The sequence below is a fragment of the Saprospira grandis str. Lewin genome (assembly GCF_000250635.1).
GTDB classification, from domain to species: Bacteria; Bacteroidota; Bacteroidia; order Chitinophagales; family Saprospiraceae; genus Saprospira; species Saprospira grandis.
In genome coordinates this window covers 3,904,774-3,927,059 of record NC_016940.1, presented here as the reverse complement: position 1 = coordinate 3,927,059, position 22,286 = coordinate 3,904,774, and the positions used below count along the sequence as shown (strand labels likewise).

Here is a 22,286-nt window from a genome sequence, read left to right as displayed (position 1 = left end):
CGCAACGTAGCGGCGGCCAGCTTGCTGGCCGCGGGCCCCAAATCTTTATTAAATTCGTCTATAAAAAAGAGCGCTTAGACTAAAAAGCCATGAAGAAGTTCGATAAGGCTGAAATTATTTTGGCCCTTTTGATTTAACTTGCGTTTAGCAGATAGTAATCACCCCAAGATTTCACCATCAAAATTATTACAGCATGCAATCCCTGCCTTATTTGGGCCTAGTCCTCCTGTTGTTCTGTTTTAGCAATCCGCTTTGGAGCCAGGAAAAAGTCAGTTTATCGGGCTATCTTCGAGATGCCGAAACTGGAGAAGAACTGTTATTTGCCAATGTGGCCATTCCTGCCGAGGCCATGGGCGTGAGCACCAATGAGTACGGCTATTATGCCCTGAGTTTGCCCAAGGGGCAATATGTGGTTTCCTATTCTTATGTGGGTTATCAGACTATTTTGGACACCATTGATTTGCAGGCGGATTTGGTTAAAGACATCGAGCTTTTGCCAGAATCGACCACCGTAGATGCGGTTGTCGTAACCGATGAGCGGACCGATGAGAACGTGAAAAGTACCGATATGAGCGTGCTTTCCTTGGATATGAAAGAGGCCAAAAAAGTACCCGTTATTTTTGGCGAGCAAGATATTGTCAAAACCCTTCAGTTGATGCCTGGAGTGAGCCCCAGTAGCGAGGGCGGCAGTGGTTTTTTTGTGCGTGGGGGAAATGCAGACCAGAACCTAATTTTGCTCGATGAAGCTCCGGTTTATAATGCGGCCCACCTTTTGGGCTTTTTCTCGGTCTTCAATTCGGATGCCCTCAAGGATGTGAAATTGTATAAAGGAGGCGTGCCGGCTGAGTTTGGTGGAAGGGCCTCTTCGGTTATGGATGTACATATGAAAAACGGAAACAGTAAAAAGTTTTCGGGCTCTGGAGGTTTGGGCCTCATTTCTTCTCGGCTGACCTTAGAGGGGCCAATCGTAAAAGATAAAGGCTCTTTTATTGTGTCTGGCCGCCGCACCTATGCCGATTTGATGTTTCAGTTGGTGGCCGATGATTTTGATGGCGGCTCGCTTTATTTTTACGATTTGAACCTGAAGGCCAACTACAAATTGGGCCAAAAAGACCGCCTCTATTTGTCGGGCTATTTCGGCCGAGATGTCTTTGGCTTTGATGGTTCGGGTTTAGATTGGGGAAATGCCACCCTGACGCTTCGTTGGAACCACCTCTTTAATGAAAAGCTCTTTGCCAATACCACTTTTGTCTATAGCGAGTATGATTATGGCTTTGCCGTGCGCACCGACAACTTTGATATTGATTTGGCGGCGGGCATCAACAACCTCAACCTCAAGCAAGATTATAGCTACTACCTCAACCCCAATAACAACATCAAATTTGGCTGGCAGTCGCTTTACTACCACTTCCGTCCGGGCAGCTTTGAGGCCACTGATTCGGAGACCGATGATGTTTTGGGCTCGGCCAAATTGGCCCAACAATATGCCCTAGAGAATGCAGTCTACATTAGCAATCAGCATAAAATCAATAAGAAACTGAGCATGAACTACGGTTTGCGCCTCACTTCTTTTTCCAATATTGGCGCCACTACCGTAAAAACCTACAATGAAGCCAATGAGGCCATTGATAGCGTGAGCTATGGCTCTGGGGAGTTTTTTAATACTTACTTTGGGCTAGAACCTCGGGTGAATGCGGTTTATTTGCTAGACGATAAGAGCTCGATTAAGGCCTCTTATAACCGCATTTATCAATATCTGCACATTTTGTCTAATGCCAGCTCGGGCACACCCACCGATATTTGGGCCCCTTCTACCCAGTTGATTAAGCCACAGTATGCCGACCAAGTTGCGCTGGGCTATTTCCGAAATTTCCTCGATAATAAGCTGGAATTTAGTGTAGAAGGTTACTACAAACAGTTAGGCAATCAGGTAGATTATGAAGATGGGGCCGAAACCTTTCTGAATGAAGACCTAGAAGCCGAATTGGTCTTTGGCCAGGGCCGAGCTTACGGTATGGAAGTCTTTTTGCGCAAACGACAAGGCAAATTTACGGGTTGGGTGTCTTATACCCTCTCCAAATCAGAACGCCAATTTGCCGATATCAATAATGGGAACTGGTTCTCGGCTCGACAAGACCGCCGCCACGATATTTCTGTCGTTGGGGTCTATGATATTACTAAAAAATGGTCCATTTCGGCCGCTTGGGTCTATTATACTGGCGATGCCATTACCTTCCCTTCTGGAAAATATGAGGTGGATGGCCAAATTGTCAATCTCTTTTCTAGCCGAAATGGCGACCGCATGCCCGATTATCATCGCCTAGATATTGGCGCCACTTATGTCTTCCGAGATAGCAAAAAATGGTATTCTGATATCAACTTTTCGGTCTATAATGCCTACAACCGAAAAAATGCCTACAGCATTTCTTTCCAAGAAAATGAGGCCGGTACAGGCACCGAAGCCGTTCGCCTAGCCCTCTTTGGCATTGTCCCTTCTATTAGCTGGAACTTCAAATTTTAATCTTATGCGCAGTTTATCATATTGCTTTTTATGCCTTTTGACCCTTTCTTTTACCGCCTGCCAAGATGTTATTATCCTCGATTTGGAGGAGTCCGCACAGCAGACCATTGTGGAGGCAGATATCCTGAGCGATGCCCAAAGAGCGGAGGTTCGCCTTTCTAAATCTGGTGGTTTTTACCAAAGTAACGATTTTGAGATGGTCAATGGGGCCAGCATTACGCTTTCGCTCAATGGCCAAAATTATAGCTTCCAAAGCGATAATAATGGCTACTATTGGGCCGATAGTCTGCAAATTCAGGCCGGTGATTCTGCCTTTATGAGCATTAGCCTGCCCGATGGCCGCCAAATTTCGGCCGCGGCCACCTGCCCCAACTCGGTATTGCTCGATAGCCTGAGCTATGAGGAATTTAGTTTTCCCTTTGGCGGCCAAATTGGCTACCGTCTCTATTACCATTTTCAGGACCCCGCCGATACGGCCAATTACTACCGCACGAAGGTCTGGACCAATGGCGAAATAGAAGATAATTACATCCTCATTGAAGACGAACTCCGCGATGGCGATTATCTCGATTTGCCATTTTTTGGCCCACCCTTCGAGCCTGAAGATAGCATCCAATTGCAACTGATTTCGGTCAATAAGGCCTATTACGATTACTTTGAACAGGTCTCGGAGGTCAGCCAATCTGGCGCCTCGGCCAGCGTGCCCTACAACCCCAAAGGCAATTGGGACGACCCTAGTATTTTGGGCTATTTTGGCATCATCCACCGCCACCAACTCCAAATTGAAATGCCGCAATAATTCTTTTAAGAAGGATTTGGGGCCCGCGGCCGCCCATGGGCGGCCGCCGCTATGCTGCGGGGCTCGCTATTCGCTCGGCCCTTCGCAAAAAACAAGTTTTTTGCTCGGTCTGGCCTTCGGCCACCCACTCCGCAGCGCTGGGCCTTTCGGGCTCGAAAAAAAGGCTGCTGTGCTTATGCACAGCAGCCTTCCCTTATTTGCGCCTAAACGATATTAGTGCGCATGGCCCAACATTAGCAGACTAATCGCCATGACGGCCATTCCGGCCAACATTCCATAAATAGACAAATGGTGCGCCCCATAATCTCGAGCAGAAGGCAGCAATTGGTCCAGAGAAATAAAGACCATAATTCCAGCTACCCCAGCCAATAAAATAGACATGACCGTTTCATCTAAAGCATTGCCAAAAAGGGCAAAAATAAGAATTGCGCCTACGGGCTCTACCACCCCCGACAAAAAGGAATACCAAAAGGCCTTAGACTTGCTGCCCGTAGCATAATAAACGGGCATAGAAACCGCAATCCCCTCGGGAATATTGTGCAAGGCAATAGCCAACCCAATGGTTAAGCCCAAACTGGGGTCTTCTAATGCCGCTACAAAAGTAGCCATGCCCTCCGGAAAATTGTGTAGGGCCAAGGCCAAAGCCGTGAGCAAGCCCACGCGCATTAGTTTACCGTTTTTGCTGTTTTGCCGCTCCAATTGTCCCGGCTCCTGCTCATCCAACTCCGCTTCGGTCATCAACTCATGAGGGTTCTCCTCATGCGGAATCATTTTATCAATTAGGGCCACTAAGATCATCCCCCCAAAAAAAGCCAGTACGCCCCAATGTCGACTATGACTGTGGTCCAAATGGGCCAAAGCATGCGGAAAAATCTCCATAAAGGAAACATAGAGCATCACTCCTGCCGCAAAACCCATAGAAACCGTCAAAAAATTAAAATTGCGCCCCTTTACTACAAAAGCAATAGCGCTACCAATACCTGTAGACAAACCCGCCAATACAGTCAGGCCAAAAGCAGCCCAAAAATGTTCGTGCATTATGTATAATGATTTATAAGGAAGTATTTATTTTAGTGTTATCTAAAAATAAGATTCGGCTAAATCTAAGGAGAAAAACCGAGCTTTCTTGCAATTAGGTTGCAAATTTAGGCAAAAGGCAGTGATTATTGCGTACTTTTGAATACAGACTTAGACTAAACAGAACCAAAGACCCTTTGTGATGAAAAACAGTAAAATTATATTTACAGGTAGCTTTGCCGCAGGCAAAAGTAGCATTTTGGCCCAGCTAGTAGGAGATACTTTTCAGAGCAGTTATCATACGACAATTGGTCCTCGATTTTTGGAGCACAAAAGAGGAAAAGCTCATTACTTTTTTGTGGACCTAGGTGGAGAAGTGGGTCAAGAAAAAATCCCCCCCATTCGCTTCATCAATGCTAAGCATATTGTTTATGTAGTAGACCTCAGCCGCCCCCAACTTTTTGAGCAGGCAAAAAAAGATCTGACTTTTTTGAGCCGGAAGTATCCCGATATTCCACTTTATTTTTTGGCCAATAAACAAGACCTGCTGGCCGAAGATATTTTGGCCAAACGGCTGGCGGCTTTGCCCCAAGAACCCGTTTTGATTTGCAGCGCAAAGACGGCAGAAAATATTCAGGAGATTTGGAAGTTGTTTTAGGGCTAGATGTAGGCAAAAAAAAGAGAAAGGAGGAGCTCCTTTCTCTTTTTTTTCGTCCAGCCTTTAGCAATTTAGAGATCGCTGTTATTCATGGCCAAGTTTTCAATTTCAGTAGCCACCTTTTGAGGAATATAAAGAATAAACCTCATTTCTTCCTCTAGGGCTTGGCCTTTGAGCTTAACCACCTTTTGGCCCTTGGGCATAATAATTTTGTAGGCAGTGCCCATATCTTCTAGGGCAATTTCGTAGCGGCCTACGGCCACTAGACGGTCCAAAATTACTTGTTGGCAGTTTTCTACCGCTACAACAGTTTGTAGTCGAGCAAAGTCTTTGTCCCAAACCTGAAGTTCTACCTGGCCAGGCAGGCTAGCCAAGAGTTCAGTGCGTCCTTCTAGGGCAATAGAGCGGACCAAAGTTTTTTGGGCCTGGGCGGCCATTTGCCCCACAAACATAAACTGAAGGGCCAAGATGCTGAGTATAAAGTATAGCTTTTTCATAGGGCATATAATTTTATAGGGAATGGGAAATTTTATTTCGATTCCCTTCGTTCATTTTCTTTTTTACAAAACGATCGTCGGGGGCAAATAGTTGGTAGAAAATTTAATATTTTATAAAATAAAGGGCAAAAGCCTTTTTTGTTAAATTAGAGTACTCTTTTGGCTGGCCCCGAAAGGCCTAAGCGAAATCCTTATCTTTAGGGCTCGGCCTGGCCTAGCGATGTGGAGCAGTGCGGCGAAGCCGCAGACCGAAGCGCCTTTGGCGCTGAAGGGCCGAGCAGACCTGCGAGCTGCGAAACGTAGCGCCCGCCGAAGGCGGGAGGCCCCAAAAAAAATTTAATCATCATAATAAATAGCAATGCAAAAATTCAGTATTCTAGTTTGTGCCTTTTTATTGTTGGCTCCTTTGGGCTTGCAGGCGCAAAAAAGTTTAAGTTTGGAAGATGCCGTGATGCAACAATGGCGAAAATTTCGGCCAGAGCATTTGAGAGTAGCGCAATGGCGGGAAGACGGCAAGGGCTTTACGCAATCGGGGCCTCGTTATCAGGAAGTATTTTATTATGAGGGCAAAAAGGCGCCAAAATCTTTGTTTTCGACCAAGGATTTGCAGGCGGCTTTTGGTGAGCAGGTCCCTTATATTGCCAACTTTGGCTATTTGTCTAAGACAGAGATTTTCCTCTCTTTTGGGCAGGCCTACTACCGCTACGACTACAAAAGCAAGACAGGCAAAAAGTGGGTGGCTTATCCGCAGGAGGCCGCCAATCTGGCCTTTCATGAAGAGACGGGCCGTTTGGCTTATACGATAGACAACAATATTTATTTGGCGACGGAGCAGGAGGAAAAAACGGCGGTTACTCGTTTCAATAATCCAGCAATTGTATCGGGCCAAGCCATTGCCCGCAGTGAATTTGGCATTAGCAAGGGCTTGTTTTGGTCGCCTAATGGGCAATATTTGGCCTTCTACCAAAAAGATGAGTCGGAGGTATCTGATTATCCTTTGGTCGATATTAGCAGCACCCCCGCCAAATTGCGCAATATTAAGTACCCGATGGCGGGCCAAGCCAGTGAAAAAGCTCGAGTAGGCGTTTTTGATCCAGCGTCTGGACAAACCGTTTACCTCAAAATTGAGGGTGATGAAGCCGATCAGTACTTGACCAATTTGGGTTGGGGGCCCAAAAGTGAGAAAATCTATTTGGCGCAGATCAATCGCGACCAAAATGCCATGCGTTTGAACGTTTATGAGGCCAAAACGGGCAAATTCATCAAAACCCTTTTCGAGGAAAAGCATGAGCGTTATGTAGAGCCCGAAAAAGCCGTTTGGTTTTTGCCCAACAACCCCAAGGAATTTCTTTGGGCTAGTGAGCGAGATGGATTTACGCATCTGTATCGCTATGAGGCCGAAACGGGCAAATTGCTCAATGCGGTAAGCAAGGGAAATTGGGAAGTAGAAGAAATTTTGGGCCTAGACAGCAGCGGAAAATCGGTCATTTGTATGGGTACCGACCCTTCTGGTCTTAATTTGTATGCCTACAAGCTTTCTTTGAATGGCAAAAAGCAAATGCAACTGACTAAGGAAGAGGGGCAGCACCACTGCCAATTGAGTCCCAATGGCAAATGGCTGTTGGATGAATATAGCAACATCAGCACGCCTAATGTCGCTCAATTGATCTCGACCAAAAACGGAAAACTAAAGCGGGAGTTCATCAAGGCCGAAAATCCCTTGAAAGATTATAAGGTAGGCACCACCGAGCTACTCACACTCAAAGCTGCCGATGGTACTGATTTGCAGGCGCGTTTGATTAAGCCCTCTGACTTTGATCCGAAGAAAAAATATCCCGTTATTGTTTATGTCTATGGCGGTCCACATGCCCAAATGGTGACCAATAGTTGGTTGGGCGGCGCTTCGCTCTGGATGCAACAGCAGGCCGAAAAAGGCTATTTGGTCTTTACCCTAGACAATCGCGGTTCGGCAAATCGAGGCTTTGACTTTGAGAGCATCATCCACCGCCAATTGGGCGAAGTGGAAATGCAGGACCAATTGGTTGGGGTGAATTACCTCAAGCAACAAGCCTTTGTAGATGCCGATCGGATGGCAGTGCATGGTTGGAGCTTTGGTGGCTTTATGACCACTTCTTTAATGCTTCGTCAGCCAGGCGTTTTCCGTGTTGGTGTAGCGGGTGGCCCAGTGACCGACTGGAAATTTTATGAGGTGATGTATGGCGAGCGCTATATGGATCGTCCAGAGCAAAACCCTGAAGGCTATGCCAAAAATCGTCTCCATAATTATGTAGATCAATTGCAGGGCGATCTCTTATTGATTCATGGCAGTGTAGATGATGTGGTCGTTTTGCAACATAACCACAGCCTTATTCAAGCCTTTGTAGAAGCCGAAAAGCAGGTAGATTACTTTGTTTACCCAGGCCATCCGCATAATGTGCGTGGCAAGGATCGGGTGCATTTGATGCGCAAGGTACTGCAGTATATTGAAGATAAGTTGAACTAACTTTTGGCGGGAATAAATAGAAAAGAGCGGGCAGATTTGCCCGCTCTTTTTTTGTCTCTGCAGTCCCCTACTCCACAAAATCATCTGTCGCTCTTCTGGGCTGCTCTAGGTAATCTATTAACCAAGGCTTTGCCCGACCAGCAGCAATCAAATGATCATGATCATTCTGAGTAAGAATATAATCAATTTTTCTAGAGGTGATATAAAATACAAAATTAAAGGACTCTCCTAGCACATTTACTAGATCTTCCATTCGTTGAAACTCAATGCCTCTCTTGTCATCTCTATACTCAAATATAAGAATACAGGGCTCTTCTGTCGGAAAATCAGTCATCCACATCCAACTGTCTGCATCTCTAATGCCAAAATAATCGCCCTTAACCACATTTTCCCATAAAGGGAATTCGTACTCCTTTAGAGGTGTAAATATATCTAGCAACTGGCTTAAGATAGGGGCTAGTTCTTCTTCAGACAGAATCTTATAGTCCGTTATGGACAAACGTTTTACTGATCCTAAAACTTCCTTAAATACGTCGTACTTATACATATATAAATATCTTAATATTATTCTTTTTTATTTGTTCTTCCTATTGAGGATTTAGATTTTTTAGGGCCTGCCGCCTGCGGCGGCCGGGCCCTTTCAGGGCTCGCAGGTCTGCTCGGCCCTGCGGGCTTCGCCCTTGGTCTGCCGCTGCGCGGCCCCCTTTCAGGCCCCTAGGCCAAGTCGCTTCGCTCCTTTGCGGCGGCTTCGCCGCCTGCTAGCTGTGGCTGCAGGTTGAAACCAGCAGCCAATTTAGGTACAGCAGAGCCCGCTCCTCAGCAACAATTGGCCTGCAGCTTAAAAGCCGCAGGACCTGAAAACCAAATATATCCTTCCCCCAAACAAAGCAGGGGCTTTTAAGCCGCTGCGGCAAGAAAGACCAAGGCCCAACAAGAATGGCTGCGGCCTTTAGGCTGCAGATAGCGGCAAAGCCGCCATGGCCGAAGGCCAAACGGCCACAACAAGCCCTTTAGGGCTGACTCCATTGGATTAGCCTAGGGGCTTGTCCCTAGGCGATGAATAGCAGGCGACAAAGCCTAGAGGTTGCACAAGCCCAAAATAGGGGTCCTCTAAGGTATAAATTAGGTCCAAGAACCCCAAAATAGTCCTTATCTACCACATTTTTTAGCTTAAGAAGCAGAAGAGGCCGCTTGTTTAGCTCAAGATATAGGTTGAGTAACCCAAATTAGGGCTCTCCTACTGCTTTATAGACGTCTGGAACTGCATTCTATAGGTACAAAACTGCAAGGAGCAGGTCCACAACTGATTGCTTGAGGTCGAGTAGCCCCAATTAGGGCTAGAGCAAGTCCTTAGCTGCGGTTCTTTTACCTATAATAGACCTTATGATACTGCTTAGGTGAGGTCGCTTTACCTACGCTTGAGGTTCATTATAGAAAAGCTGAGGTTATATAACTCCGCTAGTCTAGTCCACCAACTGCAAGTCTAGCCTTTGGTCCCCTTAATTTGCAGTTGACTAAGGACTAGCTTGCAGTAAAAAAGCACAAACAAGGAGTTCCATAACCTATATTCTAGAGTTTTATAGGCTATGCCATGGAGTTCAGGACGACTCTTATGCAGTAGAGGGACCTATACAGAACAGTTTAGTGACTGTATTCAATGACTTTGACAAGCTATATCGTAGAGTTCAGAACGGCTAGCAAGGAGTTTTGCTAGACATTAGCCCATAAATATATAGTATATACACCTGTAGGTTGAAACCTACAGCAACAAAAGCGGCCAAGCTAAGCGCAATAAATATGGGCCGAAGGTTGAAACCATCGGCCCAAAACTAATTTCCTGCGTCTAGAAGGAGCGAAGCGACTGGCCTAGCGATGCGAAAGGGGGCGGCAAAGCCGCAGACCAAGGCCGTCAGGCCGCAGGGCCGAGCAGACCTGCGAGCCCTGAAGCGTAGCGCCGCAGCTTTGCTGCGGAGGCCCCAAAAACAAGAAATAACAAGAGGCTTAGACTAGATTTCTGGAGCCGCTTAAATTATGACAAAAATTCCTTAGTTTCGCTGCACACTTTAAGCGCAGAAAAAACTATGGTAAACGTACAGATTTTGGCCGTGGATAGGCAGCGGGAGCATCAGGCAACTTTAGAGCAGTTTTTGGCTCCTTTAAAGGCTAGCGGACAAATTCAGATTGTGGGGGAGCAGGAAGAAAACCCCTTTGAGGCCTATGAAGAGAAAGACTTGGCTGTTAATATTTTGATCTTATTGCTTTCTCCCGCCTATTTGGAAGATGCCCAATTGGAGGCCGCTCCTTTGGCCCAATTGCTGGCCCGAAAAGCACAGAAACGCCGAGAGTATTGGGTGCAACCCATTTTGTTGGAGGCCTGCGATTATAGCCATAAACCCTATGCGGATTATCCCGTTTTTCCGATGCCCAATGGGCAAAAAACAGCCCTGCCCGTCTTAGATCCTAGCTGGTCCTCTACTGCAGAGGCCTGGAAAAGAGCCGTGGAAGGGGTAGAATTGGGCGTGACCTATATTGAGCAGCAACGCAGCAATGCACCTACAGCCGCTGGGCAGCAACAAAAATTGCTTTTGCTGACGGCCAACCCTAAAAATACGCAGGCCTTGGACCTCAATATTGAGATCAATGCCATTAAAAATGCACTTCGCCGCTCTGATTATCGCGATAATTTTGAAGTGGAATTGTCTTTAGACATTCAGAAAAAGGCCCTTTTAGAGACCCTTTTGCAAGAAAAACCTCGCTTTGTCCATTTTTCTGGCCATGGAAGTGGAGAAGACGGCCTACTCTTTTATGGCGCGTCTGGAGAATCAGAATTAGCAGACGGACCAAGTTTGGCCCAACTCTTTCGCCTCTTTCAAAAATACATTGATTGCGTTTTCCTCAATGCTTGTTACTCTGAGGCGCAGGCCAAAGTAATTGCGCAATATATTCCCTATGTTATTGGGACCAATAACGCCCTTTCTGATCAGCAGGCCATTTTATTTTCTGAGGCTTTTTATATGGCCATCTTTAACGGCACCACCCCTGCCGAAGCCTTTGCCTTAGCTTCGGCCCAGGTCGATTTTCAAAATTTACCGCCTTCGGCCCAAGCCATGTTTTATGAGCATGGCCAATTGACCCTTTCTCAGAAAGCGGCCGCTAGTAGTGGAACGCCTGTTGGTCCCAGCCGCTCAGCAGAGGTAGAAAAAGAGGAAAAGCCAAAAACAGAGGAGCCCAAAGTGGAGGAGCCCAAAGTGGAAGAGCCAAAAACAGAGGAGCCCAAAGTGGAGGAACCGCCAAAAGCAGAGGAGCCTCTCCCCCAGCCAGAGCTTGCTACAGAAAAAACAGCCTCTTATTGGACCGACCCTAAAGATGGGCAAAAGTATCCTCTGATTAAGATTGGGAAACAAAATTGGATGGGGCGCAACTATGCCTTGGCTTTAGCGGACAGCATGCCCTCTAGTTTGGCCGATGGTGGACAGCTATACAGTTGGGAGCAGGCCGTCAAGAACTGTCCTGCCGGTTGGCGCTTGCCCAATAAAAGTGATTGGGAGGCCCTATTGGTCATGGTAGATCATAAAAGCTCGGCCCTAAAGGCCAAAACGAGCTGGGTCAATAAAAAAGGGCTAGACAGCCGTCAGTTTGCGGCCCTAGCCTGCGGAGAGTATAAATTGGAGCGCAAACTGCTCTGGCAAGAAGGCCATTATTGCCATTTTTGGTCGAGTACCGATCGGGCTGGAGAGATCTATAAAGGGGATCAATTGGCTTATCGGCTTCGCTTAGCCTATAATAGCGAGCAATGTCAGTTGGCCGCCATTTATAAGAGCAGCTACTTCTCGGTCCGCTACATTAAGATTGAAGAATAATTTTCTTGAAAAAAAATTAAAAAAGTTTCTCCCTGATAATCTTAGAGTTAGCTCAGACTAAGCATTATCAGGGAACTTTTCTAGAAAAAAAGATTTGGAGATTTAAAATCTTGCCGTATATTTGCAATGCATTCAACGGAAAGCAACACAAAATAAGGGCGAATAGCTCAGTTGGTTCAGAGCATCTGGTTTACACCCAGAGGGTCGGGGGTTCGAATCCCTCTTCGCCCACTACAAAAAAGAGTTACTGATTTAATCGGTAACTCTTTTTTTTGTTTTCTAGAAAGCTATATTCGCACAGGCAAAATCAACCGACAGGCGACTACTTTTCCTTTATGTTTAGCGGGCTGCCAGAGATATTCTTTGTCTAGTTCTTTTAGGGCTTGAATAGCTGCTTTTTCCAGCAAGGGCGTCTTTCTTCTTCCTGGGGGATAAATAGCTTGTATTTGGCTTAATTCACCTGCTTGATCAACAACAAACTGAAGATAAACTGTCGAGAAGCTTTCCTCTACCCTATTGGGTGGAAGATTTTTGCTCATTTCCTTGGCCATCAACTTCAGTAGGAGACGATTGCCGGCTGCTCTTTGGGCTTTGCTATATGTTCCGGCACAACTATCAATCAATAGGTAGGGCATTTCCTCGGCAATAGTCAGCACCCTATCCTTTTTTGGAGTTTGTTCTATGCTTAGCCTTGGCGGCAGCCCTCTTTGCTGCCAGCAATTTGTACTATCTATGGCTTGGGCAAACCCTAAAGAAGTAGAGAGGAGAATAAGGCTTAGGCATTTAATTATTAGGTTCATCTAGCTGTCATTTTTTAGTTAGATGCCCAGCTTTAGAAAAAGGTTGCTGCCTATAGATTTTTCTTTTTTTGGGTGTAGGACGGATATATCCCCCTACAGCTAGAAGCCCTCATCTAAAATAAGGCATAGAGTTACGGTAATTTAAAACCCATGAACACTCTTGCCTCCGTATAGCTGAAGTATCATGGCTTAAAGAAACAAAGCCATATCTATAGTCTACAATAAAATTACTAGTATGAATGCTATCTGATACCCATATTTGCTTGTCCCTTTTTCTGTCTAATTCATAAGCCATCAGGCCAAATTTAAGCCCATCTAAAGCGATTTTTGCCCCTTTTATCTCTCGTTTTCCATTACTAACAGTAACAGTTGTCGATTCAGGATAAACATAAAGGATTGCCGTAGACTTTAAGGATGCAGAAACCACTAGCAACTTCTCTATGCAAAGCACTTCATCAGACATAACATCACTATTGTAAACTTCTAATCGCCTACTGCTTTTACAGCTTAACAAAAATACAAATACAATAAGTAAGGTATACTTCATATTTTTTTGTCTTGTCCTGAACAATTCTATTTTTTGGGGCCTGCCTTCTAGGCTCTGTGTTTCCCTTATTCGTAAAACTAACGCCCACTAGTTTTTCACTTCAGTATTCGCGCCCAAAGCCCGGCCATCCTCCATTTCAATACGTAATTCAATTTTCGTACTATGGGTATCAGCTAGTAGCTTTTTAAACTCAGCCTTAGGCATCCAAAAGTAAACTTCACTGCCCAAGAGGCCTTTCCAAGTTTTCTTAGAATTAGAATTATAGTTCCTTTTGAAATCAGTTAAACTTGAAAACACTTCTGTCCCTAAACAAGAACAACTATTGGTGCCGCAAGGATAACTCTCTATAGTATGAGAAGTGTTTACAGCTTTTTCTATATTGACAAAACTGAAGTTTTCATTTCCTACAAGGAAGCTATCTATAGAGTTTTGATCAAACAACGTTTGTAATGATATCTTATGAATTTTTTCTTCTGTTCCATAAAAACCTTTTGACTGATACCCAATAACTATATAAGTGCCATTGGTTGAATCAGAATAAAACCTTTTATAAAACCTAACGGCTATACCGCAGGAGTCATTTTTCCTCTCATTCAAATAACTATCTATGATAGCGCAGCCCATACTGTCTTTACCAAGATAGTCAACTACTCGAATAGTTACTTTTTTCAAATAAAATCGATCTTTAGGGTATTTCTTCTTACAAGAAAGAATACAATAGAGTGCTAGCAAGCTAATAGCCCCCAAATAAATAAAACTAATTTTTTGCATAAAATGGTCCGCAGCCTTTTAAGTAACAAATCTCCTAAATTAAGGAATTTAATCCTTACGATATCTCTACACAAGGATACTTTTTTGGGGCCTGCCGCCTGCGGCGGCCGGGCCCTTGCAGGGCTCGCAGGTCTGCTCGGCCCTTCAGCCCTTCGGGCTTCGGTCTGGCCTAACGGCCACCCTTTCAGGCCCCTAGGCCTGCGGCCCTTCGGGCCTGCTAGCTGTGGCTGTAGGTTGAAACCCACAGCCATACAACAATCCCATTCTACATCTATAGTGCGGAGAGGATTAAAATCCTCTACCGCTTTGAACAGGGTTGTTTTTTCTTCTGTAGTTTGATTTTGTTTTTTTTCTCCCCCATAAATTTCATAGGAACCCTAGGACCAAGGCCCTAGGCTATTGAAAAAATCGTCATCCCCTCCTTCGAGGGGATTTTCTGTTCCACTAGGCTTCATCAGTAAACAAGGGCTTTAGCCCATGGGCCCCAAAACTGACTAAGCACTAAAAGACGCTTTCTTTCTCCTTTTTTAAAAATTCCAAGAAAAAGTTGAGGGACTAATATTAAAATTTTCTGTCTGCCCTTTCCTGCGCCTAGGGACAAGCCCCTAGGCTAGCTTTTTTTAGACAGCCCTCTAAAGAGGGCCTTTGGATATGGCCCTTCTCTCCAAAAACAGATGAGCAAGGCCCGCTATATAAGCAGTTGAGGCCCTTTAGGGCTGACTCCATGGGGTTAGCCTGGGGGCTTGTCCCTAGGCGATGAATGGCAGGCGGCAAAGCCGCAGAGCAAGCAAAAACTTGTTTTTTGCGCAGGGCCTCACTACAAGGGCAGCGGAGCAGATATTGCGAACAAGTAGCTGCACGACTGCGAGACCGCCTCTAAGCCTATTTTTGATGAGAATGGCGACAAAATAGACGGCGCAGTAGTAGCAAGCAGCAACGCTTTAGCAAATACTATCTTCCCATAAACCAATTGTAGTTAAATATTTCAATTCCCCAAAGTTTTCGAAACCTGTCCCAACGCTAAAAACACTATTTGGTTGAATTGGCTCTTTGAATACTCCGATAAATGGCACTATAAATTCAACTATTTCAATAGTATTTAATTTGAAGGTTTTTACTTCAGTTTTGAATATCAAATATATTGAAACATGACCATCCAAATAATATGGATTGTAAATTACTACTCTAGCTCTATCTTTTAGTCTAAGAGTGTCGTTAAATTTTTTCACAAATTTTATTTCGCCTTGCATTAAAAACGATCGATCATCCATTATTTTCTTTTTTCGTATTTTTCTCATCATTCGTTTATAATAGTACGGATTAGCAAACGCTCTAATTCCTTTTATAAGCCTGCGGCCCTTCGGGCCTGTAGGATGGATATATATACCTGTAGGTTGAAACCTACAACAACAAAAGAGGCCATACCAAAGGCAATAATATGGGCCGATGGTTTCAACCATCGGCCCATAATGAGTTGTAATAAACAGCAAACAAGGGCTTTAGCCCGCTAGTTTGCATAGCCCCACAAGCATGGGCTTCAGCCCATGGGCCCAAAACTGACTAACCGCCGAAGAAAGCAGCCCAAAGAAAAAAAACAGCTGAGCGGCCCAGCGCTGCGCAGCCGTGGCCGTAGGCCAGACCAAGTTTTTTTGAGCAAAGCGAAAAAAAACGAAGGGCCGAGCAGACCTGCGAGCGGCGCAGCATAGCGGCGGCCGCCTTGGCTTTGCCAAGGCGGCCGCGGGCCCCAAAATAAATAGATCTAACTACTTTTTATTAAATCTTAGCTACTGTTTGGAAAAACAGGATGGGATACATAATATTTGCGCGTTCATCCTGAGGGAAATAATCTAGCTGATGAAGATAGCCCAATTGAAAAGAGAATTTTTCTAAGTCGTAAGTGGCTCCAGCATACAAACGGTTGCGCATAAAATGCCATTGTGCATGATGATTATTGGCCTTGATATAGACCTCTTCATAGGCGGCAAAACCCAGGGGCGAGTTGGGCAGGCGGTAGGCTAGCTTGAGCAAATAGCGAAAACGAGGGGTGTAATTCCAGTCGTTTTGATGCCATTCGGTCCCTTCAAAGGCCCATTTTTCCTTAATTTGATGCTCATAGCGGTAACGATGCACCAACTTAAAGCCCTTGCCCAAAGGCTGCTTAATTTTTAGCTGAGCCCAGGGACGATATTCTCTAACCGGCCGAGGAATGCCCCCACCGGGATAAGTTTGGCGAAAGGTAAAAACCCCAGAAAGTTGAATATTTTTGCTCAGTGGATAATGATAAAAACCAGCCAACATGAGGGCATCCCAGTTTTCGACCCAGTCTTCTCGGCGGATTTGCAGCTCGGCGGTCCATTTGCCTTTACCAGCTTGGCCACCAACTTGAAAATTAAACCAATTGTTCACTGGGCGAACCGAAGTCCTGTCACTCTGCGCCCAAATAGACTGCCCCAAAACGAGAAAAGCCAAAATAAAAAGTAAGCGAGAGGCTCCTAAAGTTTTCATAGTTATAGAGTTGTGCAAGCCCCCTTTTACAAAATAAAATTTTAATTTTGCTCTAGATTGTTCTCATATAAAAATAAAATGAGGACAAGCTAGCTTATAGTGAATAAAAAATGATTTTGCTTGGAGGGGTATATAAAAAAAAGCTATCCCGACAAATCTAGGATAGCTTTTTTATATTGTTTGTAGGTGCAGTCACAAAGGATCTATTAGACTAGAACAGTTGCACTAACTGAGCACTTTTTTTTTTCGATGGCTTTTTGGGCCAAATCGAGGGCCAAATCTAATTGTTCATTCATGCTCAACTCGCTATTATCAATAGTAATGGCATCATCGGCTTTGCGTAGGGGGCTATCCTCTCGGCTAGAGTCAATCTGATCTCTTTCCATGAGGTTTTCACGAACCTCTGCTAGAGAAGCGCTAAGTCCCTTGGCTTGCAATTCGGCTAGGCGGCGTTGGCTACGGACCTCATAGCTAGCGGTCATGAATAACTTGAGTTCGGCTTCGGGAAAAACAACGGTGCCAATATCGCGGCCATCCATCACTAATCCTTTGAAGCGGCCCATGGCTTGTTGTTGTTTGACCAAAAAGCGGCGAACAGCGGAGATCGCGGCTACGGGGCTCACCCATTTAGAGACATGCATTTTACGGATTTCCTCTTCTACATCTTCGCCATTGAGGAAGCAATGGTTGGCTCCGGCTCTATGTCGGAAATCTATCCGAATATTATCCAAAGCCTGAGCAATCGCTTGCTCATCTTCTAGGGAGATTTTTTCTTGGAGAAAATAGAGGGTTACGGCACGATACATTGCCCCAGTATCTACATAGATGTAATTTAATTTTTTGGCCAAGGATTTAGCAAGGGTGCTTTTTCCACAAGCGGCAAAACCATCTAGAGCAATAATAATTTTTTGGCTAGGCATAAGGCTGCGATTCTCTGACTGTTTGAAAATGAAACTAAGAATTCGCTCACAAAGATAAGGAAATAAAAAGGCGGCCGAAAATTTAATTTTCGATTTGGTCCAAAAAAGCCCCTAAAAACCTAAGACAAAACAAAGCTAAAGCACTGATAAACAAAAGAAAACTAAATCATCCGCATTCTGACTTGTACAATTAGGGCAGCAAAAAAGGTCAGGGCCGAAATGCCATAAAAACAAGCCGTCAGGCCAAAGAAATACCAGAGCAGAGCCGAAAAAAGCGCCCCAAACAAATAGCCCAAATCTCTCCACAAGCGAAAAATCCCAATGTATTCTGCCCGCTTTTGTACAGGACTCAACCAACTAATCGCCACCAAAAAACTAGGATACACCAAGGCCGTTCCCAAACCCAAGAAAAAACTAGAAAGCATAAAACTTAGAAAATCAGAACTGTAAGCAAAGCCCAAAATAGCAAAAGCCTGCATATACATCCCTCTGCGAATGAGTTCTTTGGTCAGCATTTTATCCGCTTGTTTGCCTGTGGCCAATTGGCCCAAGCCCCAAACAGCTGGATAAAGAGCCGTGACCCAGCCTATTTCATTAGGCAATAAATCATGCTCCAATAATAAGATCGGCAACAAGCCCCAAATCATGCCGTCATTGAGGTTATTGACCCAACCCGCAAAAGTGACCGAACTCAAACTAGCCTCCAAAAAACTCACCTTCTTAAAGGTCGCCCAAGCCGAGGCCGCCTCCTCTTCTCCACTCAAGGGAGGAGAAGTTGCTTGCTCTAAAAGCGCATAAGCCGCTGTTTCTCGAACAAAAACCGCCGATAAGCCCAAGCCCAAAAGCACAAAAACTAAGGCGCCCCAAAATAAAAGATCATTTAATGGCCCCAAATAGGCCGCCGTGGCATAAGCCGATAAGGCCAAGGACAAATAACCCGCCGACTCATTGATGCCCATCGCCAATCCCCGATCCTTGGCCCCCGCCAAATCAATTTTCATGACCACCGTGCTGCTCCAAGCAAAACCCTGATTGGCCCCCAACAATAAATTGGCAAAAACAATCAGCTCCCAAGCTGGCGAAAAAGCAAAAAGAAAGGGAATCGGCAAGGCCAAAGCCCAACCCAATAACAAGACCCGCTTGCGCCCCCACAATTGCATCAATAAACCCGCAAAATAATTGGCCGTGGCCTTGGCCAAACCAAAAGCCATAATAAAGTAGAATAAAGCTTCCTCCGCCAAAATTCCAAAACAAGCCTCTACATAAGACCCAAAAACAGAACGCTCCAACCCCAATAATGCCCCCACCAACGCATTGACAAATACCAATAAAGCAAACTGATAGGCATTGGCCCGCAAACCCAATTTCAAATTTTCCATGCAACTTATATTTTCCCCAAAATACAGCTATTTTCAGAACTTCAAACAAAAACTAAAATAGCGGAATTAGTTTTATTTAAATTAAATCTAAATAAATTTTGGATTTTTAATCTGGTCGCCTACATTTGCAGCTGTTCAGCTATCTGTAATTAATCTAAATAAGAATAGAGCGCCATGAAAAAATTCAACCTCCTTTTTTCAGCCCTTTTGGGCGCAACTAGTCTGTTTGCACAGACCGTAGAAACTGTTTCTGTAGGCCCAAGCTATCAAGAGGCCAGTTATTACCGCCTTTCTGATGGCCAAACGCAAGAGCTGCCTCATGCCAATTGGCAGTTTGCCTTTTCGGTTTTTGGCCAACAAGATGCCGGCATTTTTGTCAATGAAGGCGCTAGTTTGGGCGGCACAGCCGTAAAGCTACACCTAAGTAGTACTACTGATTTTGCCACGACCATAGACCCTAGTACGGATTTGGTCCAAGAGCTCTCTAATCCCGAACAAAATTGGTCGGAAGGGGCTTTTAATACGGCTAGCAATAGCTCTGCTTTTGATTATGGCTGGGGCAGCTACCAAATGAGCAACCACCAAATTGTTGGCGATAAGGTATTTGTGCTAGAACTTAGCGATGGCAGCTACAAAAAACTGATGATCGATTCTTTGGCTTCTGGCAGTTATTATTTCCGCTATGCCGATTTAGACGGTAGCAATCTGGTCCAAACTCAAGTCAATAAAGCCGACCACAGCGGCCAAACCCTCGCCTATTATTCTATCGATTCGGCCTCTACTCTACAAACAGCCGAGCTCAATGGCGGTTGGGACCTGCTGTTCACGAGATACGGCACGCTCATCGATGATGGCCAAGGTGGCCAAATGGCCTATGGCGTCACTGGCGTTTTGGCCCATAAAGATCTAGAAGTAGCCGAGGCCGCTGGCGTTACGCCTAGCCAAGTTCAGGCGAGCAGCTACCAAGATAGCTTTGCCACGGAGCCCCTCACGATTGTTGGCCACGACTGGAAAAGCTATGATTTTTCTTCCGGCTGGGGCGTCTCTAGCGATTTGGTCTATTTCTTCAGAACTAGCGACCAGAATATCTGGAAGGTCCAGTTTATCGACTTTGAGGGTTCTTCTACGGGCGTTAGCCGCCTACAAAAGGAAAATCTTGGCCCCCTTTCTATTTTCCAAGCGCCCAATGCCGCAGTAAAGGGCATCAAGTTGTTTCCCCAACCTGCCCGCCAGCAAAATATCCAGCTTTTGCTAGAGCCTACTCAAAATGCAACTTACGAAATTCAGATTTATAATACCCTTGGCCAAAATATTTGGTCCAAGCAGTACAACTTGCAGCAAGGTTTGCAGCAGCTAGAATTGCCCAGCGCCCAATTTTCTGCCGGGCAGTATATTCTCCAAATTCGTCAGGGAGAACAGACTAGCGCCCTACCTTTCCTGTTGCTTGATTAGTCCCCAAGCAGCTATCATTTCAATTGTCAGTGTCAGTGTGGGTCCTGGTTTCGACCAGGGCCTTTTTTTAAAGCTTTTTTTTGGGGGCCTCCGCAGCAAAGTTGCGGCGGTTACTCCCTTCGGTCGTCGAACTGCGGTCTAAAGACCTTGTTGTCGTTTCCCAGCTCGCTGCTGTTTTGGGGCCTCCGCCTCGCTTCGCTCCTCGGCGCTACGTTTCGCAGCTCGCAGGTCTGCTCGGCCCTTCGGCCTTCGGCCTCGGTCTGGCCTAACGGCCACTGCTGCACATCGCTAGGCCATTTGGCCTACGGCCAGGCGCTTTGCGCCACCCTTGCACATCGGTTACTCCCGTTGGTCGTCGAAGACGCCCTAAAGGGCTTGTTGTGGCCATTTGGCCTACGGCCAGGCGCTTCGCGCCCAAATCATCTGTCCTAATTTCAATATTTGCTTATGAAAACGATTTCTTATTCTTTCCTATTTTTTGCCCTTTTTCTCTTTGCTGCCTGCCAAAATGAACAGGCAAAACCAACTACAGAGCAAGAAGCTCCAGCAGCAGAAACGCCCAAACGCATTGTTTCTCTAAATGGCAGCCTTACCGAATTGCTCTACCAACTGGATTTGGGCCAAAATATTGTGGGAGTAGATGTCACGAGCAGTTATCCAGAAGCTGCCCAAGCCCTACCCAAATTGGGCCATGTCAATAAACTAAATGTAGAGGCGATTTTGGCCCTCAACCCCAATTATATTTTGGTCGATTCTAATGCTTTGGCCAGCCCCGCCATTCAGCAGTTGGCCCAATCTGCAGAAATAGAAGTACTGGCCGTTCCCGTTCCCCAACGCTTAGATGGCGCAGTAACTAGCGCCAAAGCCTTGGCCCAAAAACTACCCATTGCCCCAGAAAAAATTGAGGCCCTAGAAGAAGAAATTCAAAAAGACCAAAACGCCCTAAAGGAGTTTTTGGCCCAACAAAAAGCTAGCCCTAAGGTCCTTTTCATTTATGCTCGTGGTAGCAAAGTTATTATGGCTGCTGGCCCCAATACGGCCATGGCCAAAATGATCAAATTGGCTGGTGGACAAAATGCCGTAGACGATTTTGAGGACTTTAAGCCCCTGACGCCAGAATCTGTTTTGGCTAGCCAGCCCGATGTCCTACTGCTCTTTAATTCTGGACTCGCCTCTTTGGCCCAAGCCGAAAAATCTGCAGATGAAGCCCTGCTCAGCCTCCCCGCTTTGGTCCAAACGCCCGCCGCCAAACATAAACGCATTATTAGTATGGAAGGACATTATCTCTCTGGTTTTGGACCAAGAGCCGCAAAAGCCGCTCTAGAACTTGCCCAAAACTTAGAATCAGAAATGGACAAGTAGTAGTCATTTTTTTGGAGTTTAGTTTGTCTCTGGTCGCCCAAGTTTGGGCGACCTTTTTTTGTTTTGGACCAAAGAAAAACGCAAAAACTGAAAAAAACAGATGAGTGGCCCAGCGCTGCGCAGCCGTGGCCCGAAGGGCCAGACCCAAGCCGCCAAAGGCGGCTGCAGGGCCGAGCAGACCTGCGAGCGGCGAAGCATAGCGGCGGCCAGCTTGCTGGCCGCGGGCCCCAAAAAAAACTTTTTAAAAAAAATTGCCCTTCTTCGGAACGATTTGCCCCTTCCTTTAGTTTGGGTAAATGTAAGGCAATAAATCCCATCATTTTTCTGGCATTTTCAGCTAAAGAGGAACAAGCAAATTTGCTCCTCTAATTTCCTATTGCTTAGTAAAAACAGTAGGTCAAAAAACTGGGCTCGGCTTACATATATAAAAAGTTCTTTTTTGTTAAACCTTCAAAACCATTATTATGTATAATGTAAATAAGAAGAAAATTAACTACAGTGAGGATGTTTATTATTTTGACATCTACACCAACAACTATCCCGTCACGATTCATCGGAAGGATCGGGAGCTAGCGATCAAGACATTTCGTCGTTATCAGAAAGCAGGTAAGCGTTGCCAATGGTTAGGCCGTTGGAACGGAAAAAAGTTTGAGGACAATCAAGTTTTTGCCTCTTAGCATATTTATTTTCAGCTC

General features: G+C 45.5%; 18 protein-coding genes and 1 tRNA gene. 9 read left to right on the top strand and 10 right to left on the bottom strand.

All coding sequences use genetic code 11. The annotated features are described in order from the left end of the window. Positions 1 to 193: 193 nt before the first annotated feature. Positions 194 to 2,521, top strand: coding sequence for a TonB-dependent receptor (locus SGRA_RS17380; protein ID WP_015694118.1), 2,328 nt, complete (start codon positions 194 to 196; stop codon positions 2,519 to 2,521). Between the two features lie 4 nt (positions 2,522 to 2,525). Further along, positions 2,526 to 3,320, top strand: a complete 795-nt coding sequence (locus SGRA_RS17375) for a DUF4249 domain-containing protein (protein WP_015694117.1) — start codon at positions 2,526 to 2,528, stop codon at positions 3,318 to 3,320. Between the two features lie 213 nt (positions 3,321 to 3,533). Here the strand turns inward: SGRA_RS17375 and zupT are convergent, their stop codons facing one another. Continuing rightward, positions 3,534 to 4,358 carry a zinc transporter ZupT gene (zupT, locus tag SGRA_RS17365; RefSeq protein ID WP_015694115.1) on the bottom strand — a complete coding sequence of 275 codons (825 nt, stop codon included), beginning with the start codon at positions 4,356 to 4,358 and terminating at the stop codon, positions 3,534 to 3,536. 181 nt (positions 4,359 to 4,539) lie between these two features. Here zupT and SGRA_RS17360 point away from each other — a divergent pair, with 181 nt between their 5' ends. Next, positions 4,540 to 4,995 (top strand): Rab family GTPase, encoded by a 456-nt coding sequence (locus tag SGRA_RS17360; protein WP_015694114.1) that lies wholly within the window; start codon positions 4,540 to 4,542, stop codon positions 4,993 to 4,995. A 71-nt stretch (positions 4,996 to 5,066) separates the two neighbouring features. Here SGRA_RS17360 and SGRA_RS17355 read toward each other — a convergent pair whose 3' ends face one another. Next, positions 5,067 to 5,492, bottom strand: a complete 426-nt coding sequence (locus SGRA_RS17355; protein WP_015694113.1) for a hypothetical protein — start codon at positions 5,490 to 5,492, stop codon at positions 5,067 to 5,069. Positions 5,493 to 5,850: 358 nt separating this feature from the next. On the opposite strand from SGRA_RS17355, the gene SGRA_RS17350 reads away from it, so the two are divergent. Continuing rightward, positions 5,851 to 7,995, top strand: coding sequence for a S9 family peptidase (locus SGRA_RS17350; RefSeq protein ID WP_015694112.1), 2,145 nt, complete (start codon positions 5,851 to 5,853; stop codon positions 7,993 to 7,995). A gap of 67 nt (positions 7,996 to 8,062) precedes the next feature. On the opposite strand, the gene SGRA_RS17345 is transcribed toward SGRA_RS17350, so the two are convergent. Further along, complete coding sequence (locus SGRA_RS17345) at positions 8,063 to 8,542, bottom strand: hypothetical protein (protein WP_015694111.1); 480 nt, start codon at positions 8,540 to 8,542, stop codon at positions 8,063 to 8,065. Between the two features lie 1,534 nt (positions 8,543 to 10,076). On the opposite strand from SGRA_RS17345, the gene SGRA_RS17335 reads away from it, so the two are divergent. Next, positions 10,077 to 11,855, top strand: a complete 1,779-nt coding sequence (locus tag SGRA_RS17335) for an FISUMP domain-containing protein (protein ID WP_015694110.1) — start codon at positions 10,077 to 10,079, stop codon at positions 11,853 to 11,855. A gap of 156 nt (positions 11,856 to 12,011) precedes the next feature. Next, positions 12,012 to 12,086: transfer RNA gene (locus SGRA_RS17330), tRNA-Val, on the top strand. Positions 12,087 to 12,142: 56 nt separating this feature from the next. Here the strand turns inward: SGRA_RS17330 and SGRA_RS17325 are convergent. The 7 genes from SGRA_RS17325 to SGRA_RS17285 form a co-directional block, all read right to left on the bottom strand. After that, positions 12,143 to 12,655 carry an energy transducer TonB gene (locus SGRA_RS17325; protein WP_015694109.1) on the bottom strand — a complete coding sequence of 171 codons (513 nt, stop codon included), beginning with the start codon at positions 12,653 to 12,655 and terminating at the stop codon, positions 12,143 to 12,145. Between the two features lie 109 nt (positions 12,656 to 12,764). Beyond that, complete coding sequence (locus tag SGRA_RS17320; RefSeq protein ID WP_015694108.1) at positions 12,765 to 13,202, bottom strand: hypothetical protein; 438 nt, start codon at positions 13,200 to 13,202, stop codon at positions 12,765 to 12,767. A gap of 87 nt (positions 13,203 to 13,289) precedes the next feature. Continuing rightward, positions 13,290 to 13,874, bottom strand: a complete 585-nt coding sequence (locus tag SGRA_RS17315) for a hypothetical protein (protein ID WP_245538578.1) — start codon at positions 13,872 to 13,874, stop codon at positions 13,290 to 13,292. A 1,040-nt stretch (positions 13,875 to 14,914) separates the two neighbouring features. Then, positions 14,915 to 15,244 carry a hypothetical protein gene (locus SGRA_RS17305; RefSeq protein WP_015694104.1) on the bottom strand — a complete coding sequence of 110 codons (330 nt, stop codon included), beginning with the start codon at positions 15,242 to 15,244 and terminating at the stop codon, positions 14,915 to 14,917. Between the two features lie 502 nt (positions 15,245 to 15,746). After that, positions 15,747 to 16,478, bottom strand: coding sequence for a DUF2490 domain-containing protein (locus SGRA_RS17295; protein ID WP_015694102.1), 732 nt, complete (start codon positions 16,476 to 16,478; stop codon positions 15,747 to 15,749). A gap of 206 nt (positions 16,479 to 16,684) precedes the next feature. After that, entirely contained in the window at positions 16,685 to 17,398 is a 714-nt protein-coding gene (gene cmk / locus SGRA_RS17290) for a (d)CMP kinase (RefSeq protein ID WP_015694101.1), read from the bottom strand. A gap of 161 nt (positions 17,399 to 17,559) precedes the next feature. Next, positions 17,560 to 18,777, bottom strand: coding sequence for an MFS transporter (locus SGRA_RS17285; protein ID WP_015694100.1), 1,218 nt, complete (start codon positions 18,775 to 18,777; stop codon positions 17,560 to 17,562). A gap of 174 nt (positions 18,778 to 18,951) precedes the next feature. Between SGRA_RS17285 and SGRA_RS17280 the strand changes: the two genes are divergently transcribed. From SGRA_RS17280 to SGRA_RS17265, 3 genes are all read left to right on the top strand, one after another. Further along, positions 18,952 to 20,229 (top strand): T9SS type A sorting domain-containing protein, encoded by a 1,278-nt coding sequence (locus tag SGRA_RS17280; protein ID WP_015694099.1) that lies wholly within the window; start codon positions 18,952 to 18,954, stop codon positions 20,227 to 20,229. A 447-nt stretch (positions 20,230 to 20,676) separates the two neighbouring features. Then, on the top strand, positions 20,677 to 21,591 hold the full coding sequence (locus SGRA_RS17275; protein ID WP_015694098.1) for a heme/hemin ABC transporter substrate-binding protein: 915 nt from the start codon (positions 20,677 to 20,679) through the stop codon (positions 21,589 to 21,591). A gap of 464 nt (positions 21,592 to 22,055) precedes the next feature. Continuing rightward, entirely contained in the window at positions 22,056 to 22,268 is a 213-nt protein-coding gene (locus SGRA_RS17265) for a hypothetical protein (RefSeq protein ID WP_015694096.1), read from the top strand. Positions 22,269 to 22,286 lie beyond the last annotated feature (18 nt).

Coding starts and splice junctions, on each gene's coding strand:
- SGRA_RS17380 (WP_015694118.1), top strand. CDS start 194: ATGCAATCCCTGCCTTATTTGGGCCTAGTCCTCCTGTTGTTCTGTTTT.
- SGRA_RS17375 (WP_015694117.1), top strand. CDS start 2,526: ATGCGCAGTTTATCATATTGCTTTTTATGCCTTTTGACCCTTTCTTTT.
- zupT (WP_015694115.1), bottom strand. CDS start 4,358: ATGCACGAACATTTTTGGGCTGCTTTTGGCCTGACTGTATTGGCGGGT.
- SGRA_RS17360 (WP_015694114.1), top strand. CDS start 4,540: ATGAAAAACAGTAAAATTATATTTACAGGTAGCTTTGCCGCAGGCAAA.
- SGRA_RS17355 (WP_015694113.1), bottom strand. CDS start 5,492: ATGAAAAAGCTATACTTTATACTCAGCATCTTGGCCCTTCAGTTTATG.
- SGRA_RS17350 (WP_015694112.1), top strand. CDS start 5,851: ATGCAAAAATTCAGTATTCTAGTTTGTGCCTTTTTATTGTTGGCTCCT.
- SGRA_RS17345 (WP_015694111.1), bottom strand. CDS start 8,542: ATGTATAAGTACGACGTATTTAAGGAAGTTTTAGGATCAGTAAAACGT.
- SGRA_RS17335 (WP_015694110.1), top strand. CDS start 10,077: ATGGTAAACGTACAGATTTTGGCCGTGGATAGGCAGCGGGAGCATCAG.
- SGRA_RS17325 (WP_015694109.1), bottom strand. CDS start 12,655: ATGAACCTAATAATTAAATGCCTAAGCCTTATTCTCCTCTCTACTTCT.
- SGRA_RS17320 (WP_015694108.1), bottom strand. CDS start 13,202: ATGAAGTATACCTTACTTATTGTATTTGTATTTTTGTTAAGCTGTAAA.
- SGRA_RS17305 (WP_015694104.1), bottom strand. CDS start 15,244: ATGGATGATCGATCGTTTTTAATGCAAGGCGAAATAAAATTTGTGAAA.
- SGRA_RS17295 (WP_015694102.1), bottom strand. CDS start 16,478: ATGAAAACTTTAGGAGCCTCTCGCTTACTTTTTATTTTGGCTTTTCTC.
- cmk (WP_015694101.1), bottom strand. CDS start 17,398: ATGCCTAGCCAAAAAATTATTATTGCTCTAGATGGTTTTGCCGCTTGT.
- SGRA_RS17285 (WP_015694100.1), bottom strand. CDS start 18,777: ATGGAAAATTTGAAATTGGGTTTGCGGGCCAATGCCTATCAGTTTGCT.
- SGRA_RS17280 (WP_015694099.1), top strand. CDS start 18,952: ATGAAAAAATTCAACCTCCTTTTTTCAGCCCTTTTGGGCGCAACTAGT.
- SGRA_RS17275 (WP_015694098.1), top strand. CDS start 20,677: ATGAAAACGATTTCTTATTCTTTCCTATTTTTTGCCCTTTTTCTCTTT.
- SGRA_RS17265 (WP_015694096.1), top strand. CDS start 22,056: ATGTATAATGTAAATAAGAAGAAAATTAACTACAGTGAGGATGTTTAT.